We start from the raw sequence: 15,851 nt of genomic DNA on the forward strand, positions 1-15,851 counted from the left end.
AAAATGCACGTCGTCTTCCGCGAAAGCCACGGGCTTGAAGAAACAGAGACCCCAACCGATCTTGGCCAAAGCCCGGCAGATTTGGTTGTTTTATCTTTTTCTGACAGCGACCTGGGAGCTTTCGCGGCGGGTTGGCATCGTGGCGGCGGACCTGATGGTCGGATGCCGACACTGCGACTGGCAAATTTAACGGCATTGAAACACCCGCTTTCCGTCGACACCTATATCGAACAGACGCTGGAGGGCGCCAAGGGCATACTTGTCCGATTGATAGGGGGCGTTCCTTACTGGCCGTATGGCCTACAACAAGTTTTGGCGCTGGCACAGGCCAAGGGTCTGGCGCTGGCAGTATTACCAGCAGACGGGCGCGAAGATACCCGACTGGACGGCTATTCAACACTGCCTATTTCCACACTGCGCAGGTTGACGAATTTATGTGATACCGGCGGCGAAGTTGCGGCGCAGGCAGCGTTGGCGCAAATGGCGCTGGCAGCGGGCCTGTATGCCGGGCCGGTCATGGGCGCAAAAACCATCCCTGAATGTGGAGCATGGTGCCCGGATCGAGGGGTAATCTCGACCGACAACGCGTTTTCAGAAAACCCGAGACGAATTCTGGTGACATTCTACCGCGCTTATCTGACGTCAGCCGATACAGCGCCTGTGACTGCCTTGATCCGCAGCTTGCGTTCACGCGGTTTCGAAGCGTTGGGTTTATTCGCTCCGTCATTAAAGGCGCCGTCATCTGCCGATTGGCTGCGTGATACGGTTTCGGCGCTAAAACCGGCAGCCATAATAAATGCCACGTCATTTTCGGGCAGAGGCGCCTCGGGCACCTCACCTTTGGACGCCGCCAACGTACCAGTTTTTCAAGTTGCGCTCGCTACTTCGCGCCGAAAGGCCTGGGCCGAAGCTGAACGCGGTCTTTCGCCTGCTGACCTCGCCATGCACGTGGTACTGCCCGAGGTAGACGGACGAATTTCGGCAGGTATTGCCTCGTTCAAAGAACCAGGCAAACGCGACGCCAGTTTGGAGTATTCGCGCTTCGCGCACCGGCCAGAACCGGAACGGATCGAAGCAATCGTCGACCGCGTTTTCGGCTGGCTGAAGCTGAACGAAAAACCAAAACCAGAGCAAGTTCCCGTTTTAGTGCTATCCACTTACCCCGGCAAGGATTGGCAAATGGCTCATGCCGTCGGCTTGGATGCATTGGCGTCGGCCGAGGTGATGCTGTCAGATTTAAAGACAGCCGGTTATGTGACCGGACCAGCAGAACAAATCGCAGATGCATTGCCGAACGCCCGGATTTCTTGGCCCCTTACAAAATATCAGGAGGCATTGAGTGACCTTCCCGATCAACTACGCGGTGACCTCGAAGCTGTTTGGGGCAAACCTGAAGACGACTCCGCATATTTTAATGGTGCGTTTCATTTTACTGCTTTGCAACGTGGCAAAGCGGTTGTTGCGCTTCAACCCGAGCGCGGAACGCCAGAGTTGCGGGATAACGAATATCACGATCTTTCCCGGACACCGCGGCACGGATATGTCGCCTTTTATCTTTGGTTGCGGCGTGGGTTGAATGCCGATGCGCTGATTCACATAGGTGCACATGGCACGCTGGAGTGGCTTCCCGGCAAGTCGGTGGCACTTTCTGCAGAATGTTGGCCCGAAGCGCTAATCCGTGACCTACCGGTAATATACCCTTTCATCGTCAACGACCCCGGTGAGGCTGCTCAGGCCAAACGCCGAATCGGTGCAGTCACTTTGGGTCACATACCGCCGCCTATGAAGCAAAGCAGCACTCCAGACCGGATGGTGAGGTTGGAAACTCTGTTAGACGAGTTTTCAAACGCCGACGGCCTTGACCCCAAACGCCGAGACCGATTGCAGACCGATATCCGCGACGAGGCCCAAGCCATAGGGCTGGAGAGCGATCTGGGGTTGGATCAAACAATGTGCGCCGCCGAAGCGATTACCCGAATCGACCGTTTTGTCTGTGACATCAAGGAAAGTCAGTTTGGCGACGGATTGCATATCTATGGCCGCGCCACTGATGTTACGGGAATTTTTGACCCCGCTCCTTCTGCTGAAGCAGAACGAGTGGCTCTGTTGGATGCACTTACGGGCAAACGGATAGAAGCCGGTCCATCCGGCTCTCCGTATCGTGGCCGTTCCGATGTTTTACCCACAGGACGCAATCTTTACACGACCGATCCGCGCTCGGTTCCCACGCGCGCGGCTTATGCGCAAGGTGTAAAACTGGCTGAGGAACTGGTGCGGCGACACCTGCAAGAAGAAGGCGATTATCCCAAGGGTCTTATCGTTGATTTGTGGGGCTCCGCCACTATGCGTACCGCCGGAGAGGAATTCGCCATGGCACTTCATTTGCTAGGTGTAAGACCAATCTGGGACAAGGGGTCCGAACGGGTCTCCGGTATTGAAGTTTTGCCAATCACCGATCTTGAGCGCCCGCGGCTGGACGTCACTTTACGTATTTCCGGCCTGTTTCGAGACGTATTCCCGACCCTTTCGGCTCTTTTTGGTCAAGCCGTGAAAGCCCTTTCAAGTAGGGATGAAGCGCCTGATTGGAACCCTTACGCAGGGAAAGAACCTGCTGCCCGGGTCTATGGACCCGCCCCGGGTAGCTATGGCTTGGACATGACCCACCTGTCTGAAACTTATACGGATGAGGCGCTCGGACAGGCTGGTGAGGCTTGGTTGGACGCCAGCTCATTCGCGTTTGAAGGCGAGCATATCGCGCAGGACAGGGAAGGTATCTCGCAATTAGTCGCTAATGCAGATAGTTTCGTACACCTGCAGGATTTGACCGAGACCGACCTTTTGCTTGCCAATGACTACGCCACTCATGAGGCTGGTTTTGCCGCTGCTAAAAAGCTTACAGGCGGCAGCGCTCAACTCTACCACCTGGACAACACCAACCCGGAAAACCCACGAGCGCGCACTTTGCCCGAAGAGATCAGCCGCGTTGTCCACGCCCGCGCCGCCAATCCCAGTTGGATCGCCGGCATGCAAAGACATGGATTCCGGGGCGCGGCGGAAATTGCTGCAACGTTGGATCACATGGCGTCTTTCGCGCATCTTTCAGGGACGGTCGCGCCGCATTTGTTCGACCTTTATCACGATGCGACGTTGGGGAATGAAAAGGTCGAGGCTTTTTTGAAAGAAGCTAACCCACAGGCGCATCTGGCAATGCAGGATCGTTTCCGCGCGTTGTTGGAAGCTGGTCTATGGGATACGCGCCGAAACTCTATCCGGGCTGACTTGGAGGGTCTCGGATGAGCCCGCCGCTGATAAAGGGCTGGTGCCCCAGCGCGCACCGACCAATGATGTCGGGAGATGGTTTAATAGTGAGAGTGCGACCTCGGCTGGCGCGTTTGGATGTAAGACAGGCTATTGCGCTTTGCGAGCTTGCAGATCGGTTCGGAAATGGCACAATTGACCTGACCAATCGTGCAAACCTTCAGCTTCGCGGAGTAGCACAGGCAAACCACAAAAAATTACTTACAGAGCTGGCCGAATTAAACCTTTTGGATGCCGAACCCGGCATTGAGGTCCGGCGCAATATTCTTGTTTCACCGCTGTATCGAGACGGAGACCAGACGACGACGCTTGCTGAAGAGTTGATGAGAAGACTGGCGGAACTTCCTGAACTGCCCGCAAAATTTGGACTTGCAGTCGATGTCGGCCAAACCAGATTACTTGCGGCAGATTCCGCCGATATCCGATTGGAGAGAGGTTTGGACGGGCTGGTTTTGCGTGCTGACGGTGCCGAGACCGGGTGCTCGATTACTGAAGATGAGGCCGTTGATCAGGTGATCCATTTGGCGCGTTGGTTCGCCCAATCCTTTACACCTAGCTTGCGTCGTATGGCTCAGCTGATTGCTGAACGCGATCTACCGCTGAAATGGCAAGGCAAGGAAGTAGTTCCGATTGGGCCTATGATCCAACCCGGATCGAGTGAAATCGGACCAGTTTACGGTGCCGCTTTCGGCCAGCTTCCTGCCAGCAAGCTCTCGGAGCTGATCGAGGCATCTGGTGCCACTGCTATTCGAGTCACCCCGTGGCGAATGTTTATTTTGGAAGGCGGATCAGTGAAACAGGCATCGGCATTTGTCACTCACGAAAGCGATCCACTTGTCACCGCCGACGCCTGCCCCGGTGCCCCTCATTGTCCACAGGCGGAAATGGAAACGCGTACAATCGCCCGAGCCCTTGCGCCCCGCGTCTCCGGCAGCCTTCATGTTTCTGGATGCGCCAAAGGATGTGCTCGAAAGAAACCAGCAGACATAGTTTTGGTCGGCAATTCTGGACGATTTGATCTTGTAAAACGGGGCCGTGCAGGGGATGAGCCCTGCCAACGCGGACTGACATCCGAAACGCTTATGACTATGGACCTGACGTGATGCCCTATGAATATGAAACCGACGGCGCAGCGATCTACAAACAAAGCTTTGCAACCATCCGGTCCGAAGCCGACCTTGCCGGTTTCGATGCAAATGAAGAGCAGGTTGCTGTCCGCATGATTCACGCGGCAGGAATGGTCGGGCTTGAGGAATTCGTGCGTTTCTCTCCCGGGTTTGTTGTCACCGCCCGAACGGCATTGGAAAACGGGGCGCCAATCTTGTGCGATGCACGGATGGTTTCTGAAGGCGTCACGCGGTTCCGCTTACCTGCCAATAACGAAGTGATTTGCACTCTGCATGACGAGCGTGTCCGCCCTATGGCCGCAGATATGAGCAACACCCGCTCAGCTGCAGCATTGGAGCTTTGGCGCCCGCATCTTGATGGCGCTTTGGTCGCCATTGGAAACGCACCGACGGCACTGTTCCATCTGCTCAATATGCTTGAAGACCCTGATTGCCCAAGGCCTGCCGCAATTATCGGCTGCCCAGTTGGATTTGTTGGAGCGGTGGAGTCTAAGGATGCATTGTGGGAGGCGCAACCTGTGCCTTCTTGTATTGTCAAAGGCCGACTTGGTGGCAGTGCAATAACCGTTGCGGCGATCAACGCCATAGCGAGCCGCGCGGAATGAGCGCTGGCACTATATATGGCGTGGGCTTAGGTCCCGGCGACCCGGACCTTATTAGCGTCCGCGCCGATCGCTTGCTGCGCAATTCCCGGCACGTCGCGTTTTTTCGCAAACCCGGTCGCAGCGGTCAGGCCCGCAACATTGTGAATGGTATTATCCCAAGAGATGCCGTCGAATTCCCCATGGAATATCCGGTCACAACGGAAATCCCGATCCAAGACCCTCGCTACAACGAATTGCTGTCTGCGTTCTACGAAAGCTGCGCAGCGCATCTAAAGTCAATAACTGATCGAGGGGACGATGTCGTCGTGCTTTGCGAAGGAGATCCATTTTTCTATGGTTCTTTCATGCACCTTTACAGTAGGTTACGGGAGTATTCTAAAGTCGAGATCGTTCCAGCAATTACCGGAATGTCCGGCGCTTGGACGGCGACCGGCGACCCTATCACTTGGGGTGACGACATACTGACTGTGCTTGTCGGTACGTTGCCCGAAGAGGTTCTTACCGAACGCATGGCGCAAACCGATGCGCTGGTTGTGATGAAGATAGGGCGCAATATCGACAAGGTGAAACGATCATTGCAATCCGCGGGGCTCTATGATCGCGCGTGGATCGTCGAATACGCGCAGATGCCTAATCAGCGGGTTTGCAAACTGTCGGAAAATTGTGAAGGTATCACACCTTACTTTTCGATCATCATCGTGCACGGTCAAGGTCGCAGGCCATGAGTGGATGGGTCAAGATCGCGGGGTTGGGACCTGGTGACAAAGCTTTGGTGACACCAGAAGTTACGCAATCATTGGCTGAAGCCACTGACGTAGTGGGTTACATCCCGTACGTTGCTCGGATAGCTGAACGACCCGGCCTTACCCTGCATGCCAGCGACAACCGCGTTGAGATCGACCGATCAAACCACGCCCTGAAAATGGCAGCAGAGGGCAAACGGGTGGTTGTGGTGTCCTCGGGCGACCCAGGCGTTTTCGCCATGGCAGCAGCCGTGTTCGAGGCGTTAGAAAACGGCCCAAATGAATGGCGAAACATTCAAATTGACGTCCTGCCGGGAATTACGGCGATGCTAGCCGCATCGGCACGGGCCGGTGCGCCGCTGGGCCACGACTTCTGCGCGATAAATCTGAGCGACAACCTTAAACCCTGGTCCCTGATCGAAAAACGCCTGCGCCTTGCAGCGCAGGGAGATTTTGCCATGGGATTTTACAACCCACGATCAAAATCACGCCCCGAAGGATTTGAAAGAACCTTGGGAATACTACGCGAAGAATGTGAACCAGAACGTGTGATAATCTTCGCTCGGGCGGTGTCCCGACGCGACGAGACAATCAAATTCTCGACACTGGCTGACGCCACGCCAGAAATGGCTGATATGCAAACGGTGGTTATCGTTGGCTCATCACGCACGCGAATTATCGAAAGAAATTTAAAACCAATTGCTTACACACCGAGGTTCACCCCAGAATGAGCCAGCCATTCCAAAACTTGCGGGACACTCGAAAACTCGGTTCGCTTTGGCAGGATCGGACGATCTATCATCAGCACCGGAATACCCAGTGCACGTGCGGCGTCCAGCTTGGCACGTGCTCCGGAACCACCCGCATTCTTGGAAACCACCAAATCGCTTTGGTGAGACTCAATCAAAGCCCTGTCATTTTCGACGGTGAAAGGCCCGCGCGAAACGACCACTTTGCGCCGCGGCAACGGCAAGCTCTCAGCATCATCAACGACTCGAAGAAGATAGTGATGTTGAGGCAGCGCGGCAAATTCCTCAAGGTGCATACGCCCCACAGCCAGAAAGATTCGCTTGGCTGGTCCTTGCAGCGCAGCAACCGCGCCAGCAAAGTCGGGCACGCGCTGCCAGCGATCCCCGGGCTGTGGGGACCAGGCAGGTCGAGTAAGCGCTGCCAGCGGAACCTCTGCTCTGTGGCAAGCCGCGATCGCGTTACTGCTCATTCGGGCGGCAAATGGATGGGTCGCGTCAATGACATGGCTGACAGAATGGTCTCTGAGGTATTGCTCCAGCGCCATCATTCCGCCAAAGCCCCCAACGCGCACAGGCAAAGGTTGCGGATGCGGCTCGGTGACTCGACCGGCATAGGAATACGTTGCAGTGATACCTTGATACGCGATTTCTTTGGCCAGCGCGTTAGCCTCGGTCGTGCCCCCAAGGATAAGGAGGTTTGGCATGTCTGAGACTCCGTGGTTGACCGTTTTGGGACTGGGAGAGGATGGACTGGATGGCCTGCCCCGTTCAAGCCGTCAAGTTCTGAAGCGTGCCGAAGTGATCATGGGTCCGCCCCGGCACCTGGCTTTGGTCCCGGAAACCGGAGCCGAGCGGATCGAATGGCCGGTGCCTTTTTCCGATGGACTTCCGGTTCTGAAAGCACTGAAAGGTCGAAACACAGTGGTGCTCGCCTCAGGTGATCCTTTTTGGTTTGGCGCAGGATCTGTCATTGCCCACGAAATCGACCCGGCGGAATGGGTCGCGTTGCCTGGTCAATCGACCTTTTCGCTGGCAGCCGCGCGGCTGGGTTGGCCGCTGGAGGGCACACTTACTTTTGGATTGCACGCGGCCCCTTTGACCCGTTTGAGACCGCATTTGTCCTCGGGGTTACGTACCATTTTGCTGCTGCGCGACGGACCGGCAGTTGCAGAGCTTGCAACCTACCTATCAGAAACGGGTTTCACAGACAGTAAGTTACATGTGATGGAAGCTCTCGGAGGTTCGCGAGAACGCGCGCAGAGCGTTTCATTGACCGAAGCTCTATTGGGCTCATTTGAGCACCCGGTTTGCGTTGGATTAGAAGTTAGGGGTCAAGGCAGTTCCTTTCCCAAAGCCTCTGGCAAGCCTGACGAAATATTTGAATCTGACGGTCAGATTACAAAGCGCCCTGTTCGGGCACTGACCCTATCCGCCTTAGCCCCCCAGCGGGGCGAACATCTTTGGGACATCGGCGGTGGAACTGGGTCAATCAGCATTGAATGGCTAATGTGCGATCCCACTCTTACAGCTACCTCGATTGAGCCACGCGCTGATCGCGCTGAACGCATCAGACGTAACGCAGACGCGCTGGGTCAAGACCGCCTGCAAGTTGTGCATGGTGCTGCACCCAACGTGCTGTCGGAACTTAGATTGCCTGATGCTGTTTTTATTGGCGGTGGACTTAGCGATCAATTGATCGATTGGCTTAGCGCGAACCTTCGACCGGGAACCAGGCTGGTGGCGAACGCAGTTACACTTGAAAGCGAAGCAACGTTGGCAAACTATCACGAAGCGTTGGGAGGAGATCTCCTGCGAATCGAATTGGCCCATGCTTCAGCCTTGGGAACTCGGCGTGGCTGGAAACCCACCCATCCAATCGTGCAATGGAGCGTTACTTTATGATTGTCGCAGGGCTTGGGTTTTCCACAGCCGCAACAGCGGACAGCCTGCGCGCCGCATACGAATTGGCGGCGCGTGGGCGCACCATCGATGCGCTGGCAACCGTCGCGAACAAAAAAGGCCATAAGGCACTGACTGAATTTGTGCGGTTAACTGGCCTGCCCCTGTGTTACATCCGGGCCGCAGAACTCGCCGAACAACGCACTCTAACCTGCTCGCCCCAGAGCCAAGCGACTTACGGAACCGGCAGCGTTGCCGAGGCGTCCGCTTTGGCCGCGGCAGGCGGCGACGCGCGTCTGGTTTCCCCAAGACATATTTCGAATGATCGGCTCGCCACTTGCGCCATCGCCATCGGAGGACAAACATGACCGTTCATTTCATTGGCGCCGGACCAGGCGCTGCCGATCTATTAACTCTGCGTGGGCGCGATATCATCGCGTCATGCCCCGTATGTCTCTATGCTGGATCTCTGGTGCCAGAAGGGATTTTGGCACATTGCCCCGAAGATGCAAAAATCGTGAACACTGCGCCGATGGACTTGGATCAGATCATGGCCGAAATCGCGAACGCACATTCAAATGGACATGATATTGCGAGGCTGCACTCTGGGGATTTATCGGTTTGGTCCGCGATGGGTGAACAGATACGGCGGCTAAAGGAAATGGGTATTCCTGTCAGCGTCACGCCCGGCGTACCTTCATTCGCTGCAGCCGCTGCCTCTCTCGGCACCGAACTTACGCTGCCTGGTCTGGCACAATCGGTTGTACTGACCCGAACGCCGGGGCGAGCTTCGTCTATGCCCGAGGGAGAAACACTTAGCAACTTCGCCCGCACTGGGGCTACGCTGGCAATCCATCTGTCGATCGGGAATTTGGACAAGGTTATCGCGGATTTGACTCCGACCTACGGCGCGGATTGCCCGGTTGCAGTTGTCTATCGTGCCAGTTGGCCGGATGAACGAATAATTCGCGCTACATTAGCGTCCCTAAAAGACGCCGTGGACGAGAGCATTTCTCGCACGGCTCTGATCATGGTCGGACCCGCTCTCGCAGGCGAAGGATTTGACGAAAGTTGCCTGTATTCCAAAACTTATGACCGTCGATACCGTCCGCAAAGCGCAGATAGTCCATGGTCCAGTTGGAGCCACGGAGATGACTAACCCCCCGGGTGTCCTGATATCTGCCCCGTCCTCTGGCACGGGGAAAACAACGGTCATGTTGGGCCTTTTGCGGGCACTTGCAGAAGACGGGATGGTCGTGCAGCCATTCAAAAGTGGGCCGGACTACATCGACCCTGCTTTTCATCGTGCGGCGGCGGGAAGAGCTTCGTTCAACTTGGACAGTTGGGCAATGGGGCCGTCCTTGATCGGGGCGATTGCGGCCCAAGCAACCGGCGCAGATATTGTAGTGGCCGAAGGCTCGATGGGCCTATTTGATGGGGTGGCAAAAACAGGTGAATCGGGTCACGGCACCAGCGCTGAGACGGCGCAACGCATGGGTTGGCCTGTGGTTTTGGTTTTAGACGTCGTTGGTCAGGCCCAATCTGCGGCTGCAACTGCGTTGGGATTTCGGATGTACAACCCCGAACTACCCTTTGCTGGGGTTATCCTGAACCGTTGTGCAAGCCCTCGTCACGAACGTTTGACACGTCTGGGCATGGAGCGCGCAGGCATGCCAGTTCTGGGTGTATTACCGCGCCGTGGCGACCTGACCCTTCCAGAACGGCATCTGGGCTTGATACAAGCCATAGAGCATCCAGATCTTGAAAAAGCCATCGTTGGATACGCGGCGTTTCTACGTGAACATGTGGATCTTGAGGCAATCAAGCGCGCGGCTTCCTCAGGCCCATATCGGCAAACGTCTTCGGCGCTGCCGCGCCCGCCCGCGCAACGTATCGCATTAGCGCAAGATGCGGCATTTTCCTTTGCTTATCCACATTTGGTGGAGGGGTGGCGCGCAGCAGGTGCTGAAATTCTTCCGTTTTCACCGCTGGCTGACGAGGCTCCGGCCAAGGATAGCGATCTGGTTTGGCTTCCTGGGGGGTATCCTGAACTTCACGCTGACAGAATTGCAGCCGCGGAAACATTTAAAACCGGCTTGCGCGCGCACGCAAAAACGAAACCTGTGCACGGGGAGTGCGGAGGCTATATGGCGCTCGGTCGCGGTCTGATCGATAAGGAAGGCCAGCTCCACCCCATGGTTGGGCTCTTGGGACTGGTTACCTCATATGAAAAACGCAAATTCAACCTTGGTTATAGGCGGGCCGAGTTGCTGGAACAAATGCCCGGATTTTCTGCAGGAACCGCACTACGCGGGCATGAGTTCCATTACTCTTCCATCGTCGAACAACCTGACGCCCCTCTGGCAAAGGTCTTTGATGCCGAAGGGGCGGAGGGACCACAGACGGGTTCAGTGCGAGGAAACGTGACCGGAACATTTTTTCATTTGATCGCAGAGGCATCTGGATGAGCGGTTTTGTTTCCTTTGTCGGATCGGGTCCCGGCGATCCGGAACTGCTTACACTTAAAGCCGTTGACAGGATGCAAAATGCAAACGCGGTTTTATTCGACGACCTAAGCAGCGGTCCGATCCTTGCTCATGCCCACGAGGACGCCGATTTGGTCGGTGTCGGCAAACGGGCAGGACGCCCCTCGCCCAAACAAAACCATGTCAGCCGCCTTTTGGTCGATTATGCAAAAACCGGTGCCCGCGTTGTACGCCTGAAGTCGGGCGATGGCGGATTGTTCGGACGGCTGGAGGAAGAGTTGGTCGCTTTGCAGGAGGCCGGCATTGAATACGAGGTAATTCCAGGCATCCCATCGGCCGTGGCTGCAGCCGCAGCGGCTGGTATTCCTTTGACCCGTCGTTTGACGGCACGGAGGGTTCAGTTTGTTACCGGGCATGATGTCAGCGGCAAATTGCCAGAGGATCTTAACCTGCCTGCCCTTGCTGACCCTTTCGCTACTACTGTGGTGTTTATGGGAAAGCGTACTTTTCCTCTTTTGGTCCAAACTTTGCATGGCCACGGTCTGCCCTTGGATACACCCGCTTTGATAGCCGAAGCTGTCTCGACCCCAGAGCAATCGCTTTGCCGCACGACGATCGGCGAACTGTCGAAACGGCTCAAATCCGAGGTCGGAACTGCCCCAGCTTTGATCCTGTATGGCCCACTGGCGGAGCCTGGGAATGTATGATCTGACCCTCATCGGTATCGGTACCGGAAACCCTGATCACGTGACTATTCAAGGTATCCAAGCAATACGGAGGGCCGATCTGATCCTTATCCCCAGAAAGGGTGAAAACAAGTCGGATTTGGCCGGTCTACGCGAAGAAATCATTTCTCGGGCGACAGACAAGGCGCCGCTCATTGCTTATTTCGATATACCGAAACGGCAAGCGGGTGACGGATATTTACGCGGCGTGGATGAATGGCACAATGCAATCGCTGAACGCTGGAAGGCTGCGATTGAATTGCATCCAGATGCACGCAACATAGCGCTGTTAATATGGGGAGACCCGTCGCTTTACGATAGTGCGTTGCGGATCGCTGCGCGCCTTGATCCACGACCCAAAACGCGAGTGGTGCCCGGTATCACCGCCCTTCAGGCGCTAACTGCCGCCCATGCGATACCAATCAACGAAATCGGTGAACCGTTCGTGGTGACCACAGGAAGGCGTATCCGCGAAGAAGGTTGGCCCAGCGCAACAAAAAAAATGGCGGTTATGCTGGATGGCGAGTGTTCGTTTCAATCCCTGAAGATGGATGACTTTGATATCTGGTGGGGGGCCTATGTCGGTATGAAAGAGGAAATTCTGATCAACGGTCCGTTGGCTGAAAAATGTCAAGAAATTATGTCAACCCGGGCAAAGGCACGCGCAGACCATGGCTGGATCATGGATGTATACTTGCTGGCCAAACGTACGGCGACTTGATAGCGACCTTCGTTTGCCACACAAGAACGTGACTGCACGCAAGTTCAAAATCTGGCATCAAAGCGTTGTGCAAATCCAGTTGGGTATCATGCGATGAAGCGACTTCTGTGGGCTACGTTGATTGTTTTAGCGGCAAAGGCATGGGCGGGCGATATCCAGCCGCGTCAAGGTTGGTATTCGCACACATCCAGCAAAACCTACGACACTCTGGTCAAAGACACTGTCGCTGCAATTAAAGAAACAGGATTGATTGTAGTAACCCAAGCAGGCCCGACCAAGGCCGCAGCAGCGCGAGGCATTACTATACCGGGCAATCGGGTGATAGGCGCATTTAACAACGATTATGCGGTGCGTATTCTCGCCACTTCGACCGCTGCTATGATCGAAGCCCCGATCAGGTTTTATGTCACCGAAAACGGCGATGGTACTGCGACGCTGTCATACAAAACTCCCAGTTTTGTTTTTTCACCTTACGCAGATGAAGGCGGTGCAGCATTAGGGGAAATCGCTGCCGAACTGGATGCAAAGTTTCTTTCGGTGGCGGAAATCGCAGTCAAATAGTCACACTGACGTGAATGCACTTGCTTCCGGTGCCGGGCTCCGCAATCTGCTCGGAAGTGAATAGATCGGAGCACGACCAATGCAGGACCTTCAGCCCCGCGCTGCGGATCTTTTGGCACAAAGACTTTACGAAGCTGGATGTCGTCACGCATTCGGTATGCCCGGCGGAGAAGTTCTGACGCTTGTGGATGCGTTAGAAAAGGCTGGTATCGCTTTTCATCTTGCCAAACACGAAAATGCAGCCGGCTTTATGGCAGAAGCAGTACACCATCGAGATGGCGCACCCGCCATTCTGGTAGCAACTTTAGGTCCCGGAGCCATGAATGGGGTCAATGTCGTTGCCAACGCCATGCAGGACAGGGTGCCTATGATCGTGTTGACAGGTTGTGTCGACGCTGACGAAGCGCTGACCTACACACATCAAGTGATGGACCACGGCCAGGTATTCCAATCCATCACCAAGGGTACGTTTCTTTTGACAGCCCGTGGCGCCGACGTAATCACGGACAAGGCCGTTTCCCTGGCCAATCAACCTCGTCCCGGTCCCGTCCATATTGATGTGCCAATCTCAGTTGCCGATACCCGCGTGAAAAATGTTAAACGCCGCCGTTTGGCTAAAGCGGCTGCAGTCTCACCGAAAGGCGAGTGCCTTGAAAAGGCCCGCCGGTGGGTGTCAGAAGCAGAACGACCAATCGCTATAATTGGGCTGGACGTAATGTATGACGGCTCCCGCTGTGTCGTTCAGGCGTTTTTGGAACATTTCGGCATCCCGTTCGTAACGACCTATAAAGCCAAAGGAATTGTGCCCGAGGATCACCCCCTGTGCCTTGGCGGCGCGGGCTTGTCGCCATTGGCCGACAAACATCTGGTGCCCCTGGTGGAACAGGCTGATCTTGTCCTGTGTATCGGCTATGACCCTATCGAAATGCGTCCCGGCTGGCGCGAGATTTGGGACCCAGAGGACAAACGGGTCATCGATATATCGGCCGTAGCCAATGACCACTACATGCATCAAGCTGGTTTAAACCTGGTCGCAGATACCGGATTTACCCTGGAGGCCATAGCCAAGGGAACCTCGGCCCGTGAAACTTGGCCAAATGGTGAGCCTGATGCCGCTAAACTTGCTCTTTCAAAGGACTTTCCAATCGATGAAGAATGGGGGCCGGGTGCAGTGATCGCCGAAACCCGCGCCGCATTACCCCCAGAAACACTTGCCGCTGCCGACAGCGGTGCGCATCGAATATTACTAAGCCAGATGTGGCGATGTGCCGAAGAGCGCGGCCTAATTCAGTCCACCGCGCTGTGCACAATGGGATGCGCTCTACCGATGGCGATTGGTCTGAAACTAGCGGAACCCGATCGCCCTGTGATCAGCTTTTCCGGTGACGCCGGTTTCCTGATGATTGCAGGAGAATTATCGACCGCAGCCGAACTTGGCGGGAACCCAATATTCCTGGTCTTTGTTGACGCCAGCCTAGCCTTGATCGAGTTGAAGCAACGTCAACGGCAAATGGGTAATCGCGGAGTGGACTTCGACCGTCATGACTTTGCTGCCATTGGCCGGGCATTTGGCGGCTACGGACACACCGTCCGCAATCGCACGGAACTTCGCGCCGCCTTAGATGAAGCGATAAAAGCCGACAAATTCAGCGTGATTGCAGCTGAAATCGACCGCGGAGGTTACGATGGCCGCATCTGAAGGCCCATTGAAAGGTGTTAAGGTTCTGGACCTGTCTCGCATATTGGCTGGACCTACTTGCACACAATTGCTGGGAGATTTGGGTGCCAGCGTCATAAAAATTGAAAACCCTGCGACTGGGGGCGATGATACACGTCAGTGGGGGCCGCCTTATGTCGAGGATGCCGCAGGCAACCGCTCGGACCTGAGCGCTTACTTTATGTCATCGAACCGCAATAAAAAGTCGGTGGCATTGGATATTGCTACACCAGAGGGGCAGGCGCAAATTCGGCGCTTGGCTTCACACGCGGACATTTTGATTGAAAACTTCAAACCGGGCGGTTTGGCCAAATATGGTTTAGACTACAAGACTATTTCGCAAGAGTTTCCCGGCCTCGTCTATTGCTCAATCTCTGGATATGGGCAGACTGGTCCAAACGCTTCAAAACCCGGCTACGATCTGATGGCACAAGGTTATGGCGGTGTCATGTCCTTGACCGGGGACCCTAGCGGTGCGCCGATGAAGGTAGGTGTCGGGATTGCCGACGTAATGTGCGGCATGTACGCATGTGTCGGAATTCTCGCCGCTTTGCGCCACCGCGATCTTACCGGCGAGGGCCAACAAATAGATTTGGCTCTGGTTGACACGCAAGTTGCTTGGTTGATCAATGAAGGGGTAAATTATCTGACCTCCGGCGATGTACCACAACGGCGCGGCAACGGGCACCCAAACATTGTGCCTTACGACGTTTACGAAACCGCAGACGGTCATGTTATTTTGGCGGTAGGGAATGACAGCCAGTTTCAAAGGTTTTGCCAGTTTTTGGAAAGGCCAGACCTTGCGGTAGACCCGCGGTTCGCAACCAACCCGTCCAGACTGGAACACCGCGAGGAATTGAACGCAGTGCTGCGCACTGCTGTCCGAGGCCGAGATACAGACGCTGTTATTTATGGTCTGGAAGCACTGAAGGTGCCAGTAGGACCGGTTCAATCTATTGATCAAGTCTTTGCGACAGAACAGGTCTCCGCACGGCAAATGCAGATCAAGATGCAGGCCGAACCAGGTTCCGTGAACCTGATTGGAAATCCGCTTAACTTTTCGCGGACACCTGTCACCTATCGCAGCGCCCCACCCGTTTGTGGGGCCGATACAGATGCTGTTTTGAGTGCTCAAAACCCCTTTGAGGATTGAAACACTCTGCCTAATTCGGCAGCAAGTTGCTGAAACATGTCGTTGAA

15 protein-coding genes are annotated in these 15,851 nt (G+C 55.4%); 14 read left to right on the forward strand and 1 reads right to left on the reverse strand.

What is annotated here, in order from left to right; genetic code table 11:
* The first annotated feature begins 3 nt into the window (after nucleotides 1-3).
* From cobN to cobJ, 5 genes are read left to right on the forward strand one after another with little or no spacing between them, the layout of a single operon-like run.
* The gene (gene cobN, locus GOV45_RS00830) at nucleotides 4-3,297 is read left to right on the forward strand and encodes a cobaltochelatase subunit CobN (RefSeq protein ID WP_170472945.1); all 3,294 of its coding nucleotides are present in this window, start codon (nucleotides 4-6) and stop codon (nucleotides 3,295-3,297) included.
* The gene (gene cobG, locus GOV45_RS00835) at nucleotides 3,294-4,421 is read left to right on the forward strand and encodes a precorrin-3B synthase (RefSeq protein WP_170472948.1); all 1,128 of its coding nucleotides are present in this window, start codon (nucleotides 3,294-3,296) and stop codon (nucleotides 4,419-4,421) included. The genes cobN and cobG overlap by 4 nt, the downstream gene beginning before the upstream one ends.
* Entirely contained in the window at nucleotides 4,421-5,050 is a 630-nt protein-coding gene (locus tag GOV45_RS00840) for a precorrin-8X methylmutase (protein WP_170472950.1), read from the forward strand. Before cobG ends, GOV45_RS00840 begins: the two co-directional genes overlap by 1 nt.
* Entirely contained in the window at nucleotides 5,047-5,775 is a 729-nt protein-coding gene (locus GOV45_RS00845) for a precorrin-2 C(20)-methyltransferase (RefSeq protein WP_170472954.1), read from the forward strand. Before GOV45_RS00840 ends, GOV45_RS00845 begins: the two co-directional genes overlap by 4 nt.
* The gene (gene cobJ, locus GOV45_RS00850; protein WP_170472956.1) at nucleotides 5,772-6,524 is read left to right on the forward strand and encodes a precorrin-3B C(17)-methyltransferase; all 753 of its coding nucleotides are present in this window, start codon (nucleotides 5,772-5,774) and stop codon (nucleotides 6,522-6,524) included. The genes GOV45_RS00845 and cobJ overlap by 4 nt, the downstream gene beginning before the upstream one ends.
* On the opposite strand, the gene GOV45_RS00855 is transcribed toward cobJ, so the two are convergent.
* On the reverse strand, nucleotides 6,497-7,246 hold the full coding sequence (locus tag GOV45_RS00855; protein ID WP_170472959.1) for a cobalt-precorrin-6A reductase: 750 nt from the start codon (nucleotides 7,244-7,246) through the stop codon (nucleotides 6,497-6,499). The genes cobJ and GOV45_RS00855 overlap by 28 nt on opposite strands.
* Between GOV45_RS00855 and cbiE the strand changes: the two genes are divergently transcribed.
* From cbiE to GOV45_RS00900, 9 genes are all read left to right on the forward strand, one after another.
* The gene (gene cbiE, locus GOV45_RS00860; protein ID WP_170472961.1) at nucleotides 7,245-8,444 is read left to right on the forward strand and encodes a precorrin-6y C5,15-methyltransferase (decarboxylating) subunit CbiE; all 1,200 of its coding nucleotides are present in this window, start codon (nucleotides 7,245-7,247) and stop codon (nucleotides 8,442-8,444) included. The genes GOV45_RS00855 and cbiE overlap by 2 nt on opposite strands.
* A complete protein-coding gene (locus tag GOV45_RS00865; RefSeq protein WP_437436502.1) occupies nucleotides 8,426-8,809 on the forward strand; it encodes a cobalamin biosynthesis protein in 384 nt (127 codons plus the stop codon). The genes cbiE and GOV45_RS00865 overlap by 19 nt, the downstream gene beginning before the upstream one ends.
* Complete coding sequence (gene cobM / locus GOV45_RS00870; RefSeq protein WP_170472963.1) at nucleotides 8,806-9,600, forward strand: precorrin-4 C(11)-methyltransferase; 795 nt, start codon at nucleotides 8,806-8,808, stop codon at nucleotides 9,598-9,600. The genes GOV45_RS00865 and cobM overlap by 4 nt, the downstream gene beginning before the upstream one ends.
* Nucleotides 9,593-10,909 carry a cobyrinate a,c-diamide synthase gene (locus tag GOV45_RS00875; protein ID WP_170472965.1) on the forward strand — a complete coding sequence of 439 codons (1,317 nt, stop codon included), beginning with the start codon at nucleotides 9,593-9,595 and terminating at the stop codon, nucleotides 10,907-10,909. Before cobM ends, GOV45_RS00875 begins: the two co-directional genes overlap by 8 nt.
* Nucleotides 10,906-11,634, forward strand: coding sequence for a uroporphyrinogen-III C-methyltransferase (gene cobA / locus GOV45_RS00880; RefSeq protein ID WP_170472969.1), 729 nt, complete (start codon nucleotides 10,906-10,908; stop codon nucleotides 11,632-11,634). Before GOV45_RS00875 ends, cobA begins: the two co-directional genes overlap by 4 nt.
* Entirely contained in the window at nucleotides 11,627-12,373 is a 747-nt protein-coding gene (cobF, locus tag GOV45_RS00885) for a precorrin-6A synthase (deacetylating) (protein ID WP_170472971.1), read from the forward strand. The genes cobA and cobF overlap by 8 nt, the downstream gene beginning before the upstream one ends.
* 93 nt (nucleotides 12,374-12,466) lie before the next feature.
* Nucleotides 12,467-12,934, forward strand: coding sequence for a DUF302 domain-containing protein (locus GOV45_RS00890; RefSeq protein ID WP_170472974.1), 468 nt, complete (start codon nucleotides 12,467-12,469; stop codon nucleotides 12,932-12,934).
* Between the two features lie 79 nt (nucleotides 12,935-13,013).
* The gene (locus GOV45_RS00895; RefSeq protein WP_170472977.1) at nucleotides 13,014-14,633 is read left to right on the forward strand and encodes a thiamine pyrophosphate-binding protein; all 1,620 of its coding nucleotides are present in this window, start codon (nucleotides 13,014-13,016) and stop codon (nucleotides 14,631-14,633) included.
* Nucleotides 14,620-15,804: a CaiB/BaiF CoA transferase family protein gene (locus tag GOV45_RS00900; protein WP_170472980.1), complete on the forward strand. Its 1,185-nt coding sequence runs from the start codon at nucleotides 14,620-14,622 to the stop codon at nucleotides 15,802-15,804. Before GOV45_RS00895 ends, GOV45_RS00900 begins: the two co-directional genes overlap by 14 nt.
* Nucleotides 15,805-15,851: the final 47 nt, after the last annotated feature.

The sequence above is a fragment of the Ruegeria arenilitoris genome (genome assembly GCF_013035425.1).
GTDB classification, from domain to species: domain Bacteria; phylum Pseudomonadota; class Alphaproteobacteria; order Rhodobacterales; family Rhodobacteraceae; genus Ruegeria; species Ruegeria arenilitoris_A.